We start from the raw sequence: 15,387 nt of genomic DNA on the forward strand, positions 1-15,387 counted from the left end.
TTTATTACATTACGTTTTATAATGCTGCGTACTCTTTTTCCCAACGCTTAGCTTCTTTTTTAGATGGACTGCCCAAAACATTTACGGCCGTTCTCAGTCTTGCTCTTGATAAATCAGGCCCTAAAATTGCCATAGAGTCAAAAACAGATACCGATGCAGTTGAACCACAAATAGCAACAAACAAAGGAGCGAAAAAGTCTTTCGGCTTGATCTCTAGCGCTTGAGCCAATTCTTTCAAGGTCGAGAAGATATCATCTTTCTCCCAAGTGCGCAGTGCTTCTAGCTTCCAAAGAGAAAACTGCATCGCTTTACGCAATACGTCTTCTTCGATTTTCACATTTGAAAAGTCTTCTTTTGTGATTGGCAACATGCCTTTTAAGAAAAAACCAGCAACATCTACCACATCTGAGAATTTCTCAACACGTGGAATAATCAGCGGTAAAATCTGCATTAGGTATTCAGGGTTTAACGCCCAATCAACAAATTTCGATGCAAATTGCTCGGGAGTTAAGTTCTCACGAATCCAAGTACCATTTAACCAGCTCAATTTTTCCACATCAAAAACAGGGCCACCCAATGACACACGCTGAATATCAAAATGTTCTACCATTTCTTCAAGAGTGAACTTTTCACGCTCATCCGGCATAGACCACCCCATACGACCAAGATAGTTAATAACCGCTTCAGGCAAGTACCCCATACGTTGATAATATAAAATGCTAGTCGGGTTTTTACGCTTAGACAGCTTTGACTTGTCTGGATTACGCAATAAAGGCATATGACATAAAGTCGGCATATCCCAACCAAAGTATTGATATAACAAAATGTGTTTTGGCGCTGAGTTAATCCATTCTTCACCACGAATGACGTGAGTGATTCGCATTAAGTGATCATCTACTACATTCGCCAAATGATACGTTGGCATACCATCGGCTTTGAGTAAAACTTGCATGTCGACTTGAGACCATTCAATTTCAATTTGCCCACGTAGCATATCTTCGACAACACACGTACCCTCTTCAGGAATTTTCATTCTGATCACGTAGGGTGTGCCTGCATCCAACTTGGATTGAATTTCTGCGTCACTTAGCTCCAATGCTCGGCCATCGTATTTTTGTTGCAAGCCTTGAACTTTTTGCTCTTCACGCATTACGTCTAATTCTTCAGACGTTTCAAATGCGTAAAATGCATGACCTTTTTGTACGAGTTCTTTTGCATAGTCAGCATAAATATCACCACGCTCACTTTGACGATACGGCCCATAAGGCCCACCAACATCTGGCCCTTCCGCCCAATCCAACCCCAACCAGCGCATCGCGTCTAGAATCATCTGTTCTGATTCAGGCGTGCTGCGAGTTTGATCCGTGTCTTCAATTCGAAGAATGAACTTTCCGCCCACCTTTTGAGCAAAAGCCATATTAAAAAGTGCGATGTACGCGGTTCCAACATGAGGGTCACCTGTTGGAGAAGGCGCTATACGAGTTCTTACTTCAGACATGAGTTCTCTCTTTTATCTTGTTACAAACTTGGAAGCATTATAATCTTGTTTACAATAGAAAAGTACGCTACGAGTGGATTTCTTTTGGATTATTCTCAGGAACTTTAAAAGGGTAAACGAGTTGAGATAATCGAACGCCAACCTCTACATCGCATTTTAATGCCACCAGCTTTCGACTTAATAAACATTGGTCATAAGCTCCATCTAACATTCTCTGCTGTTTCTCTGTAAAGATCGATAGATCCTGATAGATGGCTTCTATTGTGCCAGCCTTTTTCATAATGATCAGTGCTGTTTTTGGCCCTATGCCCATTACCCCAGGGATACGATTGGTGGTGTCCCCCACTAATGCCCAATAATCACTTAACTGCTCACACGGTACACCGTACTTTTCTTCCGCCCACTCTTTGTCATACCCTATTTTGTTAAAACAGTCGTATTGTAAAATACATGGATGCGATAAAAGCTGAGAGAACCCTTTGTCGGTTGAAACTATGTAAGACTTCACATCCTGCGAGGCCGCTTTCACCGCCAAAGTTGCAATAAGGTCATCCGCTTCCCAACCTGTTAATCTCAAGGAAACAATGCCATTAAATCGAAATAGCTTTGCAAAGCTAGGAAGCGCCTCCAACAATGCATCGTCCATTGGCACTCGTCCTAGTTTGTATTCAGGGAAGACCTCATGTCGCCACGTTTTACCACTTGAATCAAAGACAACAATGGCGTGGGACGGTGTAAACTGTTTAATTAAGCGAGCTAAGGTGTCTATCGACGTGCTCTGAGCTCTTTCTATTCGTCTAATAGTATCTTTTTCGCTCTCCAGTGCCGCATAAATCCGACGAATAAGATTGAGACCGTCTACGATAAGTATTTTTTTTTGCACGCGTTGCCTTGTTTATTGGTAATGAGTAATAGCCTTAATAATATAAAAGAGTAGCATGAAATTTGATACTCTCTCTTTACTCATTCATTTAGAAGGACTCAAGATGGCTATTTTAAATCAATACACATCAATTATTGTCATATTTTTATCATTTACGCTCTCGCAATCTGCTCATTCAAATGACAGCAATATCAATGCGGTCATTGGGTTAAGCTCTAGCCAAGTCGTTGAACGAAACCTACACAACGAAAAACCACAATTGCCTATAGAAAGAGGCAGCCTGCTACCTCTTGATAACGCGTTTAATGGCATATCATTCCCCATAGAAAACCATTTATCTCTGTGGATACAGCACATTAATCAAGAGGTGAAAGTAGAGCACAAATCTAGGCAACTCAACTTCCAAGGACAACTCGATCAGGTTACTCAGAACGCCTTTTCATTAAAAATCAACAACACTTCAGTAACATTACCCATTTCTGATTTCTATCTCATTCCTAACGTTGCAGCATCACGCTCCAATGATCCAAAGCACAGCAAATTCACTGGAAACATCACGTATCAAACTCCAACGATTTCTTGGCAGCCAAAGCTGAGCATTCTGTTTCAAAACAATGCCATCAAGTTGGTTGAAAATGCATTAATCTCAAATCGTTCGAATAAAAATCTGGTCTTAGAAAATCCAATTTTACACCTGTCTCAATCGTCAAATTCTAATGTAAAATTCAAAACAGAGAGACTTTCTGTAATGGCAAGTGACTCTATTGCAGCGGTCAATTATTCCAACGATGAAATCATTATTCCACTAAATAATCGGAACGTTGAACTGAGTCCATTTACCGAGTACTTAACACCAATACAACAACAAACCTTACCCATTCTAAAGCGTACACTTAAATCGAGTATTTCAACCTATCCGCAGTTTCTTGGTGAACTTTCATTGCAATTCACTCAAACGTATGAAGTAAAGTTATCAAAAGAAACATTACCTGGTAGCTACCAAACTTATTGGCAAAAACAGAATTTATACTTACCAAGCAACAATATCTTTCTAGAAAAAACTCGCTTAGATCAGACATTAGAACTGACACCGAACCAAAGCCATGATATTGAAAGCACATTAAAACTGGTAAATGCATCCGGTAGAAAGCTGCCTATTTCCCAGACATGGGAGCTGACCTTAAAAAACCTTTCAAAGGAAAAAAAGAATTATCAAATCAATCATAATATGAACGGAATTATAGCTAATATTACCGGCTCCCCATCAGAACCAAATGGCATTCATTCAAGACAATTTGTCGGTGCGTTACCCGCACAGCAAACAAAAGTGCTACGTTATACAGTAACGTTAACGCAATAACGACCATAAGAAAGCCTTACGGCATTTATATGGCTAGCGTTTATATAAGATATGCCTAGAAGATAGCTGTGAATTTACAGCTTCTAAGGTAATATTATTATTTTTCATACTAAGGGCATTACATATTCATGAAAAAGTACATTCTAGCTACGGTTATTGCCGCAGCAAGCATTGGCAATGTATACGCAGAATCATTATGGGACATCTATAAACTTGCACAAGACCATGATCCTAGTTTACGTTCAGCCGCTGCTACTTATGAAGCACAAAAAGAAGAAGTTACGATAACCAAAGGGAACTTATTTCCTGACATCACGTTTAACGGTAATTTAGGCTACAGCAATACGGATTCACCGGCGTTTGATGGACACAGGACATCGCACTCCTTATCGCTAAATATGAATTACCCTATTTATTCTCCTGCGCTAGGTTACGCGGTTGATGCAGTTGAAATCAATTTTGATAGAGCCGCAATTGATTATGAAAATGCCAAAGAAAATTTAGCTCTGCAATCACTCACAGAATACTTTGATCTTCTTACAGCTCAAGCAACACTTAAAAACACAGAAGCTCAAGTCAGAAGCAATGCAAGCCAATTAGACAGAGTAACGAAACAATTTGACGTTGGCCTAGTGTCCATTACAGACATGCAAGACGCACAAGCCGCTTATGATGCAGTAAAAGTACGCTCTTTATCCGCGTATTCTGATGTTCTAAAAGCACAACAAGCGCTTTACCAAAGAACAGGCAAGAAGATCACTAAAATACCAGAGCTTTCAAGTGATTACGAAATTCAGATTGATGGCGATATGACAGTTGAGCAGCTGATTCCAAAAGCAAAAAAGAACAATACGGATATAAAAACATTGAACTTGGCCGTGCAAGCAGCCGAAACAAACATACAAATTCAAGAGTCTAATGGCCGTTCCCCAACCGTTGTATTGACAGGGTCTCTAAGTCGCTCTAATTCTGATGCGTCACCTTCTGGTAGCTCTGACGGCAGCACAACCGACGCATCAATTGGTCTTGGTGTTAGCATCCCACTCTATAAAGGCGGTGCAATTAACGCGTCTGTTCGCAAGTCTGTTGCATCGGCAGAGTCGGTTAAAGAATCTCGCGAAGCCGCGCTACAAACATTAGAGCTGAATATTCGCAGCCTTTATCTGGATCTTGAAACGTCGGTTGCACAAGTCGAAGCTCAAGCACAATTAATACGCTCTAGAACCAGCGCTTTAGAAGCAACGCAAGCAGGCTATGATGCAGGTATTCGAAATTTAGTTGAGCTATTAACGGCTCAATCCAATTTGTACGATGCACAAAATACCTATCAACAACTGCGTTACGGTTTTGTCATCCAACATCTGAATCTACTAGAACTAATCGGTGAACTTTCTGAAGAAGAGATTCGCCAATTAGATTCTTGGTTAAAATAGTCGATAAGATTGATACGTAAAAAAGCCTCAAGAGCGATGTAAACCACTCTTAGGGCTTTTTTGTTACGATATTACGCTTCTGATGACATAAGCACAGGCGTGCTGATAAAGCGCTTCAATACTTTTGTCAACCCAAAAGCATCTTCACTACCCGCTAATTCTCGGATCGAATGCATGCCAAATGTAGGCAAACCAATGTCCAACGTCGGCACACCAATACCACCCGCAATAATAGGTCCTACTGTACTACCACAGCCCATATCAGAACGAACCACAAAAGTTTGCACCTCATACCCCTCTTGATTCGCTAGATCTCGATATATGCCTGCTGTTTCACTGTTTGTTGCATAACGCTGATTGCTGTTCACCTTGATCACCGCACCTGAGTTAATCATAGGAGCATGCAACTTGTCGTGCTTGTCCGCATAATTAGGGTGTAATCCATGGGCATTATCTGCAGAAATCAGCATAGAACGATTAATCGATTGCACAAAATGCTCAGGATTAGGTGACAAACGCTGCAACACATCTTCTAAAAATGGCCCATTTGCACCACTCGTTGATAAGCTGCCGACTTCCTCATGATCAGTACAAATAAGCAATGCAGGTTGCTCACTGCCTTTCGCTGCTGTTAATGCCTCTAACCCTACAAAACAACTGAGTAAGTTGTCTAAACGTGCTGAGCAAATGAATTCTTTATTTAATCCGACCAGCGCTGGTGCTTGGGTATCGTACATTGAGAGTTCAAAATCCAGCAAATCAGCAGTATCCAAGTTAGGGTATTGTAACTTAACTTGATTCAATATCACCGATTTCAGTTCAAGCTCTGATTTTGCTAGACCAAGAATAGGAAGAATCTCTTCTTGAGGATTCACAGAAAAGCCATCATTTACACCGCGGTTTAAGTGAATAGCCAAATTAGGTACAACAGCGATGGGATCTTTAAAATCAATCAAACGACTAACACGTTCTCCTGATGACAGTTTAAGTGTCACACGGCCCGCAACGGAAAGATCTCTGTCCAACCATGTATGCAATAACACACCTCCGTACACCTCTACACCTAGCTGATGGTATCCAGAGCGAGTCACTTGGGCATTCGGCTTTAACTTAAGACAAGGGCTGTCTGTATGACCACCGACCATTCTCCAGCCTGAGCTGTGGAAATTCAGAGTCGGCGTTGTAAAAGCAATAATAGACGAAGCATTTCGAGTCACAAAATACCGCCCGCCTTCTTCAATGACCCAATGATCCAGCTCTTTCAATTCTGTAAAACCATGATCGAGCAAAGTCGATTTCATTGTTTCTACGGCATGAAATGGTGTGGGTGAATTGTGTAAAAATGATAATAAAGATTGATTAAAAGATTGATTTTGCATAACTTTTCAATTGGCCTACATCTAAAAAAAGACTTTTTAAAGGATTAACTGGTCATCTTGCACCATGTCTAATATGATTTCCAAAATGAATATGGATAATTATTTAAGAGAACCGAATCCAGATGAATTATAAACGTTTATTTATTTGCCTTGTCATTGGGGCAACTCTCTCTGTCTCAAATGCTTTTGCCTACGTTAAACTCCAGCAGTTAGACAATAACAAAAAAGTATCTCAGCAACTCGTTGAAATGCTTGAACGCGTTCACTATAACAAAACCACTATCAATGATGAAACGTCATTAAAAGCTTTTGATCAGTACTTGGATTCATTAGACCCAAGTAAAAGCTTCTTTTTACAAAGTGACATAGACAGTTTCTCTATTCATAAATTAGCGTTTGATGACGCCTTAAGAACGGGCAACACCCAAGTTGCCTATGATATATACAATGTTTTTTTAAGACATTTAGATGTCCGTTTAAAACAATTGATAGAAACATTGCCAGACACAATAAAATCATTTGACTATACAAAAGAAGAATCGCTAAACATCGATGCTGAATCATTGCAATGGTCAAGCACGCCCGATGAATTAGATGAAGTATGGCGTAAACGTATCAAAAATCGCGCTCTGATTTTAAAAATGAATGGTCAAAGCGAAGAAGAAATTATTGAGTCGCTAACAAGACGTTATAAAAATCAACTAAAGCAAGTTGAACAGACAGATGCAATGGATGTTTTTCAAATATTCGCTAATGCCATTACATCCAGCTTAGATCCACACACAAGATACTTTGCACCAAGAGCCTCTGAAACATTCAACATTAACATGAGCCTGTCTCTTGAGGGGATAGGCGCAGTTTTACAGCAAGAAGACGATTCAACAAGAGTGGTTCGACTGGTTCCTGGAGGCCCTGCTGCGTCGCAAAGCGAACTTGCACCAAACGATAAAATCATTGCAGTTGGACAAGAAGGTGAAAAAATGATCGACGTCGTTGGCATGAGACTCGACGATGTTGTTGATATGATTCGAGGAGAAAGAGACACAACCGTTAATCTCGAAATTATCCCATCCAAAGGAAGCGGACAAACAAGCAAAATCATTTCAATTATTCGTAAAAAAGTAAAATTAGAAGACCAGTCGGCTCAAAAGCACATTGTTGAAATAGAACGCGATGACACAACCTATAAAATTGGCGTCATTAGATTACCCACCTTCTATTCTGACTTTGCAGCGATTCAAGCTGGGGACAGTGATTATAAAAGTTCAACACGTGATACCAAAAAACTAATAGAAGAATTACGTAAAGAAAACATTGCAGGATTAGTGCTAGACCTGCGTAGTAATGGCGGTGGTTCATTACAAGAAGCCAACGCACTCACTGGGCTGTTTATACCTTCTGGGCCAACAGTACAAATCAGAGATGCCAGTGGCCGTGTGAGTATTTTAGGGGACCAAGATCGCAGTGTGGCATACAGTGGGCCAATGGCCGTACTTGTCAATAGAATGAGTGCTTCTGCTTCTGAGATCGTCGCAGGGGCATTACAAGATTATGGCCGTAGCATTATCCTTGGAGGGCAAACCTTTGGTAAAGGCACCGTTCAAGTGCTGCAAGAGCTCAATAAAGGACAACTTAAAATAACTCAAGCAAAATTCTATCGTGTTTCAGGAGAAAGTACTCAACACAAGGGCGTTGTCCCTGATATCGCTTTTCCGTCGTTACTGGATGAAAACAGTGTTGGCGAAAGCGCACTCGACAATCCATTACCATGGGATCAAATTCATGAAACGCGTTACCCTGTCTATTGGGACATACCGTCACTTACACCAGCACTGACTAAGCAGCATAAAAACCGCATTAAGCAAGACCCTAATTTTATCGCTGTAATCGAACAAATTGACTATATTAAAGAGAGAAATAACGAAGTCAAAAGCGTCTCCCTTAGAGAGCAAGACAGGGTAGAACAACAAGAATTAAGCAAACAGACAGAACTCGCTCGTGAGAACAAACGCAGAGCAGCATTAGAGTTAGACATAATTGAATCCGTTGATGATATTACACCTACCGATGAAGACAGTTTTGAACATGAAGCCGGGGAAATACTTTTAGACTTTATTTCACTTAACCAGTAAAGAAGATTATGCCGTCTATTTGAAATACAAAATAGACGGCATAATATGGAAAATCAAACTAAATTAGCAACGGTGCCCTCAACCTGAAAAACCCGTTAACAATTCTATAATAACGCCCTTTAATGCAAACGCCATCATCCCTAAGCCTAATCCACCAACAATAATAAACGTACCTAAGCGACCAGCATTGGCTTTTCGAGCTAAATCGAACATAATAAACAACAAGAACAAACACAAACCAGATACCATTACTGTCATCATAATGGATTCAAACTCTTCTATTTCCATCTTCTAAACACCTTATTAAGTATCAACATGGCAAAATCATCTTCAGATCGTAATACTATCGATTTATTTGGTAAAACACGAGGGCGCCCAATTACACAACCCTTACCAAGAAAAGAACAAGTAAAAAACAATAAACGAGTTCAAAGAGCCAAGGATAAAAAATTGGGGCTCAGACGGCTTGAAATAACACTCGACCAAGAAAGTATAGATAAGTTAGACGCGTTATGTGAAGACCAAGACATTAAACGAGCAGAATGGTTGACCATGCAAATCGCTTTACTTTATTCAAAACACAAAGGCAAAAAAAAACACCCTCTCAAAGAATAATACCCTTCAACAGCACGCTTGGTCATTTTGTAAATGGATTCGATTCAGCGAGTATTGTTACTTATTTACTGATTCTCCAACTGACCCAATAGTCCAATAATACGGCTACTTGCCGCTTCCATTTTAGATAAATACCCAATACCTTTGTCAACATCACCGGCACGTTTCGCCTCTAGCGCATCTATCGCATGTTTGTGTAGCTCCGCATGTGGTGCTTCAATCTGTTTAAATGTAGAGTTATTTTGGAAACGATTTTTACCTTCTGATAGATACCATTTTCCTAAGCGACAACTCGTATGATTAGGAACAGAAGAGAAGTCGGCTATTTTATCGGCAGAAAAACGATTATAAATATCTGCTTTAAACACAAGGTGATCCATTTTTGCTGTATGTAAAAAACAATTCACAGATTCACGATCTAATGTTTTCTGAGTGTCCAAAGCGGTACCAATAACATTTTGAACAGTTTCAACCGTATCACGGGTTAAAGTAACCAATTCAGAACACCCTGTGGCAACCGTATTGATGTGACCATCAGCAATGCCTGTGTTTTTTTCAATTGCTTCCACAAGTTGTGCAATTTCATCACTGGCATCACCGGCTTTTTGAGCTAGGGAACGCACTTCATCCGCAACCACTGCAAAACCACGACCCTGTTCACCCGCACGGGCTGCTTCAATAGCCGCATTAAGTGCTAATAAATTAGTTTGTTCAGAAATACCACTAATAATGCCAACAAACTGAGTAATATTACTCGCCAACGTTTTTAATGTTTTAACACTGGAGTTGCTTTCAATAGCGCCCGTTTGGATAACATCAATGGCTTTTTGCAGTGTATGCATTGCTGTAACACTATTATTTGCCGTTACTTCAAAACCCGTCAACTTCTCATTTTCATTACTTAAAGATTGCATACTACCCGCAATGGAGTCACGCACATCAAACAAGACATTAGAACTATCTAATAAAAGTTTATCAACGGTCTTACCCTTGGGAACAAAGCGTTGTGTCTCTAGTTTTTTTTGCGCTTCCTGATATTTTGTCAGCAACTCTGTCATTTCTTGATTTAAAGAAACCCGATCCAACTCTAGCATTTCTACTTTAGTTTCTAGTTGTTGAATTTGTTTGCTTTTTCCCCACATATAAACCTCTTGTATTGCAGTTGTCTGTTATAATTAACTAAATTACCACTAACCATAGAATAAACCCATGGCAAAACTGTATTTTTATTTCTCTGCAATGAATGCGGGTAAATCCACCGTACTTTTACAGTCCGCACACAACTATCAAGAGCGCGGCATGAACCCCTTACTCTTCACTGCCGCTTTGGACAATCGTTACGAAGTTGGAGAAATCTCATCAAGGATTGGAATTTCTGCCGAAGCAAATCTATTCAGTCAAAAAACAAACATTTTACACAACGTACAAGATGCTCAAAAAAATCAAACCGTTGATTGCATTCTTATCGATGAATCTCAATTTCTAACAAAAGAACAAGTTTACGACTTAACTGAAATTGTTGACCTTTTGAAAATCCCCGTTCTGGCTTTTGGCATTAGAACCGATTTTAAAGGAGAGCTCTTTCAAGGAAGCCAAGCTTTATTAGCCTGGTCTGATAAACTTATCGAATTAAAAACCGTTTGTCATTGCGGTAGTAAAGCAACCATGGTGATCCGAATTGATAATAACGGCAACACCGTTCATGAAGGGGCTCAAGTTGAAATCGGAGGCAATGATCGCTACCTATCGGTTTGTCGAAAACACTTTAAAGAAGCACTTAAGGGCTAATCATGTGGTTTAAGAACATTCAATTTTTTCATTTAAAGAACATAGAAACACTAGATACCAATGCGTTAGTCAATAAACTGTCAGAATTTCCCTTAAAAGAATGCGGCAGTCAGGAGGAGTTCACCTTTGGCTGGCTACCTCTTATTCGCAATAGTGAACAATGGCACTTAACTGGCAATAGCTGCCTAATGATAAGAGCAGGAAAAGAAGAAAAAATATTGCCCTCTTCTGTTGTTCGAGAAGAGTTAGAAAACAAAGTTTCTGAGATCGAGTTATTGGAAGGCCGAAGAGTTGGCCGCAAAGAAAAATCAGACCTTAAAGATGAGCTTGTTTTTACTTTACGACCAAAAGCATTTTCTAAACGCTCCGATATTTGGTGTTATCTTGATTTAAAAGCAAAAATATTGGTTATCAATAGTACTAACGTCAATTTAACCGAACTGCTGTTTAAACATTTACAAACCACACTTGGTAGCTTCTCGATGGCACCATTACAAGCACAAGTATCGCCATCAAGTATTATGAGTGATTGGCTTCTAAAAAACGATTTACCTGCTAGTCTGGAAACAGGTGATGAATGTGAAGTTCAAGATGGTTCTGAAGAAAAAGCAAAAATTCGCTTTAAGTCGTTAGAACCTTTATCTGAAGATGTAACCCGTCATATAGATCAAGGCATGATGGTAACCAACTTAGGCTTAAAGTGGACAGAAAAGCTAAACTTTGTACTGCATGGTGATTTAACACTTCGTAAAATTAAATTTGACGATACGTTAAAAGATCAAGCTTTTAGTGATTCTCAAGGTGGCGGCTTAGCCGATTTAGACGCTAACTTTGCTTTAATGACGTTAACGCTAAGAGAGTTTTTTGACGCTTACTGCTTGTGGTTTGACATTAACCAACAAGACTAATCCTCCGTCATTTACTCAACGTAACCCTAGCCAATTAAGGCAGTAACAAATCAGCCCTAATGTTTTCCACAAATTAGGTGGATAACATTGGGGAGAAAGAGCGGCAGACTAGATAACTCAAACTCTAGAGACCGATTTTCAAATTTAACGAAAAACTCACCTTAAAAGACATTCAACCCGACCGCTCGCAAACAGGTATACGATAAAAAAATGGAAACAAGACTGAACGAACGAGATATTGCTAAAAAGGTCACTTTAGTTGGCGCTTTCTGGGATGCAGCACTTGGCTTAGCCAAAATCCTTGCAGGCTATTTTTCTCAATCTCAAGCTCTTATCGCTGATGGCATCCATTCTTTATCCGATCTTGTTACAGACATTTTTGTTTATATATCAGCCAGTAATTCACATGCAGAGCCGGATGATGAACACCCTTATGGTCATCGACGATTTGAGACATTAACAACCGTATTCCTTGGTCTGGCGCTTATCATCGTCGCCATAGGCATCGTCGTTGATGCATTTATACACCACACTACACCACAAGTTACATGGTATGGCATTGCAGCTCTTATCATGACCATTGTGGTAAAAGAATCTATCTTCCACTACACAAAAAATGCTGGAGAAAAAATTAACAGCAAAATGCTTATTGCGAACGCTTGGCACAGTAGAAGTGATACTTTGTCTTCTATTGCCGTGTTAATCGGTATGGGAGGCGTGTATTTAGGATGGCCATGGGCGGACAAAGTTGCATCGATACTCGTCTCTTTACTCATAGGCAAGATTGCTATTGAAATGATTCTAGAAAATATTGCGGAGCTGGTTGATACCGCACCTGACAAACAAGTTATTGAACAAATTACTCAAACGGCCAACAATTTAAAAAATGTCATGCAGCCGCACGATATTCGCTCTCGTTCAATGGCAGGGAAAATCTACTTAGACATGCATGTACATGTTCCTTCTCATATTACAGTGAGTGAAGGCCATTACATAAGTGACAAAGTCATCCATGCCATTAAATCACAACACCCTATAGTAGAAGACGTCTTAATACACATCGATCCAGAAGGCGTTACTCACACAGAAGGAAAGAAAGCCATTGCATTTCACGAGCGTGATCAAATTTTAGCCGACTTGGGATTCATACTCCGTAGACACAACACGTACATCGATTTGAAAAAGACAAATTTACACTATCTAAACAGTGGCCTAGAAATTGACATTATTGCGAATGCCCTAGCCATACAACAAGGCACAGACATTCAAACTCTGAACACCATGATAGAACAAGATTTAAGCACCTTAAACTACGTAAAAAAACACAGAGTATTATGGCAATTTAGTTCAACACTATGAGAAGCGCTTACTCGTTAGAAAGAGGTCTACTGTTTTTTTGATCAACAATATGAGAGCCGTTATCCTCTTGTATCTTTGGCGAAAGCTGCTTATTTGTTTTTGCTCCCAGAATCCTAAGCTGCTCAGCTCTATTAATTAAATTGCCTCGCCCTGTTGTGAGTTTTTTCATCGCGTTGTCGTAGCTGCGATTCACCTGCTGCACCTTTTGACCAACGTCTTCCATATCATCAACAAAACCAACAAATTTGTCGTACATTGCACCTGCCTGTTTGGCTATCTCCATGGCATTTTGGCTCTGCTTTTCATTTCTCCATATATTTTGAATGGTTCGTAACGTCGCTAATAGATTAGATGGCCCAACAATAATGATATTATGTTCGAACGCCTCACTGAATAATCCATTATCTCCTTGAAGAGCTAGCCCAAAGGCGGCCTCAATAGGAATAAACAACAGAACAAAATCCAACGAAGTCACCCCTTCTAGATTATGATACTCCTTGGAGCTTAAGTCTTTCACATGTCGTCTAACCGCTTCTAAATGCTGCTTTAATGCTCGACTTCTTTCCTCTTCTGACTCCGCTTCAACGTAAGATAAATAACTGACAAGCACCATTTTAGAGTCCACAATCACTTGTTTTCCATCAGGCAGATAAATAACCACATCAGGCTGATAACGCTTCCCTGCTTCTGTTTTTAGAGAAACCTGTACATCATATTCACGTCCTTTTTCAAGACCTGAGCGCTCTAATATTCGCTCCAGTATGACCTCCCCCCATCCTCCTTGAATTTTATTTTGCCCTTTTAATGCATCAGTAAGATTCATCGCATCATCACTGATTTTTTGGTTAAGCTGCTGTAAGCCCTTAATTTCTTTAATAAGAGAAAAACGCTCTTTTGCTTCGTCACTGTAGTTTTGTTCTACTCGTTGCTGAAAAGAGTGTATTTTATTCCCGAGAGGTTCCAGTAAAGAGGTAATTTGCTTTTCATTTTCCGCCGCAAGCTTTTGACTCTGCTGACTGATAATATCTTGAGCTAATTGCTTAAACTCCACCTCAGATTGACGCTTTTGAGCTTGGTAAAACACTTCCTTTTCCTGCCATACCGCTTGAGCGGAAGCAAACTGCTGCTCAAGCATAATGGCCTCTTTTTCCATTACATGTATTTGCTCTCGAGTCTGTTGTAATAATTGCACATAATTATTAGATAATTTTTGGCTTTTTTCCGCTTCTTGCTGCCACTGCCGCCTGATTGACTGTACAATAGAGTACGCTACAAAAGAGACGATCACGGCCCCTAAACAAAAGCCTAAAAGGCTCCATAGTGCAGGCTCAAGCCAATCTGTCATGATATTACCTACCCTTCTGTATTTAAAAAACTTATAGAAAACAATAGATAACAAGTTTACATGGATTACTACCTAAGCCCAATAGAAGAACAACGCTTTGACCTTGTTATCAAAAACAGTCAATTCATTACTCGTATAAAACGCACGCGTGGTCGACAAGAGGCAAAAGCCTTTATCGAAAGCATACGCAGCAAATACCCCGATGCAAACCACCACTGTTGGGCGTTTGCCGCAGGCACACCAAATAACGCGCACTTATGGGATCAAAGTGACGACGGAGAACCAAAAGGCACGGCAGGAAAACCAATGCTAAACGTGTTACAACATTCAAATTTTGGTGAAACGACCATCGTCGTCACACGGTATTTTGGTGGCGTAAAGTTAGGCGCTGGCGGTTTAGTTCGTGCATACAGTCAAGCAGTTCAAGAAGCACTAAGCCAAGCACTAACAGAAGAAATTTATCCACGTAACGCAGTATCCATAAAAGTATCCTATTCTTTATTAGGCAAAGTAGAATATTGGTTAGAACACAGCGATATCGAAGTGCTAAAAAAACACTTTGATGCTGACATTATTATTGAGTTAGGCGTCATACCTAACTCATGGGCAGAACAAAAAACCGCGCTTGAGAACATGGGTCAAGGCAGCATTATTTTTATTGAACCTGAATTAGACAACAAATAACTA

At 39.9% G+C, this 15,387-nt stretch carries 14 protein-coding genes; 8 read left to right on the plus strand and 6 right to left on the minus strand.

Annotation, left to right across the window (positions count from 1 at the left end; genetic code table 11):
* Positions 1-16: 16 nt before the first annotated feature.
* Together gltX and xni are read right to left on the minus strand one after the other, a co-directional pair.
* Positions 17-1,498 carry a glutamate--tRNA ligase gene (gene gltX, locus ACMUMJ_RS01915; RefSeq protein ID WP_414677116.1) on the minus strand — a complete coding sequence of 494 codons (1,482 nt, stop codon included), beginning with the start codon at positions 1,496-1,498 and terminating at the stop codon, positions 17-19.
* A gap of 67 nt (positions 1,499-1,565) precedes the next feature.
* The gene (gene xni, locus ACMUMJ_RS01920; protein ID WP_414677117.1) at positions 1,566-2,381 is read right to left on the minus strand and encodes a flap endonuclease Xni; all 816 of its coding nucleotides are present in this window, start codon (positions 2,379-2,381) and stop codon (positions 1,566-1,568) included.
* A 55-nt stretch (positions 2,382-2,436) separates the two neighbouring features.
* On the opposite strand from xni, the gene ACMUMJ_RS01925 reads away from it, so the two are divergent.
* Positions 2,437-3,741 (plus strand): hypothetical protein, encoded by a 1,305-nt coding sequence (locus ACMUMJ_RS01925; protein ID WP_414677118.1) that lies wholly within the window; start codon positions 2,437-2,439, stop codon positions 3,739-3,741.
* A 128-nt stretch (positions 3,742-3,869) separates the two neighbouring features.
* Complete coding sequence (locus tag ACMUMJ_RS01930; protein ID WP_414677119.1) at positions 3,870-5,174, plus strand: TolC family outer membrane protein; 1,305 nt, start codon at positions 3,870-3,872, stop codon at positions 5,172-5,174.
* 71 nt (positions 5,175-5,245) lie between these two features.
* Here the strand turns inward: ACMUMJ_RS01930 and ACMUMJ_RS01935 are convergent, their stop codons facing one another.
* A complete protein-coding gene (locus ACMUMJ_RS01935; protein WP_414677120.1) occupies positions 5,246-6,553 on the minus strand; it encodes a M18 family aminopeptidase in 1,308 nt (435 codons plus the stop codon).
* A 122-nt stretch (positions 6,554-6,675) separates the two neighbouring features.
* On the opposite strand from ACMUMJ_RS01935, the gene ACMUMJ_RS01940 reads away from it, so the two are divergent.
* Positions 6,676-8,685, plus strand: a complete 2,010-nt coding sequence (locus ACMUMJ_RS01940) for a carboxy terminal-processing peptidase (protein WP_414677121.1) — start codon at positions 6,676-6,678, stop codon at positions 8,683-8,685.
* Between the two features lie 78 nt (positions 8,686-8,763).
* On the opposite strand, the gene ACMUMJ_RS01945 is transcribed toward ACMUMJ_RS01940, so the two are convergent.
* On the minus strand, positions 8,764-8,973 hold the full coding sequence (locus ACMUMJ_RS01945; RefSeq protein WP_414677122.1) for a DUF2788 domain-containing protein: 210 nt from the start codon (positions 8,971-8,973) through the stop codon (positions 8,764-8,766).
* A 27-nt stretch (positions 8,974-9,000) separates the two neighbouring features.
* Between ACMUMJ_RS01945 and ybfE the strand changes: the two genes are divergently transcribed.
* A complete protein-coding gene (ybfE, locus tag ACMUMJ_RS01950; RefSeq protein WP_414677123.1) occupies positions 9,001-9,300 on the plus strand; it encodes a LexA regulated protein in 300 nt (99 codons plus the stop codon).
* Positions 9,301-9,365: 65 nt separating this feature from the next.
* On the opposite strand, the gene ACMUMJ_RS01955 is transcribed toward ybfE, so the two are convergent.
* On the minus strand, positions 9,366-10,442 hold the full coding sequence (locus ACMUMJ_RS01955; RefSeq protein WP_414677124.1) for a methyl-accepting chemotaxis protein: 1,077 nt from the start codon (positions 10,440-10,442) through the stop codon (positions 9,366-9,368).
* A gap of 67 nt (positions 10,443-10,509) precedes the next feature.
* Between ACMUMJ_RS01955 and ACMUMJ_RS01960 the strand changes: the two genes are divergently transcribed.
* The 3 genes from ACMUMJ_RS01960 (at position 10,510) to ACMUMJ_RS01970 (ending at position 13,355) form a co-directional block, all read left to right on the plus strand.
* Positions 10,510-11,088, plus strand: a complete 579-nt coding sequence (locus ACMUMJ_RS01960; RefSeq protein ID WP_414677125.1) for a thymidine kinase — start codon at positions 10,510-10,512, stop codon at positions 11,086-11,088.
* A 2-nt stretch (positions 11,089-11,090) separates the two neighbouring features.
* Complete coding sequence (locus ACMUMJ_RS01965; protein ID WP_414677126.1) at positions 11,091-11,996, plus strand: recombination-associated protein RdgC; 906 nt, start codon at positions 11,091-11,093, stop codon at positions 11,994-11,996.
* Between the two features lie 210 nt (positions 11,997-12,206).
* A complete protein-coding gene (locus ACMUMJ_RS01970) occupies positions 12,207-13,355 on the plus strand; it encodes a cation diffusion facilitator family transporter (protein ID WP_414677127.1) in 1,149 nt (382 codons plus the stop codon).
* 7 nt (positions 13,356-13,362) lie between these two features.
* Here the strand turns inward: ACMUMJ_RS01970 and ACMUMJ_RS01975 are convergent, their stop codons facing one another.
* Positions 13,363-14,700 (minus strand): DNA recombination protein RmuC, encoded by a 1,338-nt coding sequence (locus ACMUMJ_RS01975; RefSeq protein WP_414677128.1) that lies wholly within the window; start codon positions 14,698-14,700, stop codon positions 13,363-13,365.
* 60 nt (positions 14,701-14,760) lie between these two features.
* Between ACMUMJ_RS01975 and ACMUMJ_RS01980 the strand changes: the two genes are divergently transcribed.
* Complete coding sequence (locus ACMUMJ_RS01980; RefSeq protein ID WP_414677129.1) at positions 14,761-15,384, plus strand: YigZ family protein; 624 nt, start codon at positions 14,761-14,763, stop codon at positions 15,382-15,384.
* Positions 15,385-15,387 lie beyond the last annotated feature (3 nt).

This window comes from Marinomonas phycocola (assembly GCF_047525455.1).
GTDB lineage: Bacteria > Pseudomonadota > Gammaproteobacteria > Pseudomonadales > Marinomonadaceae > Marinomonas.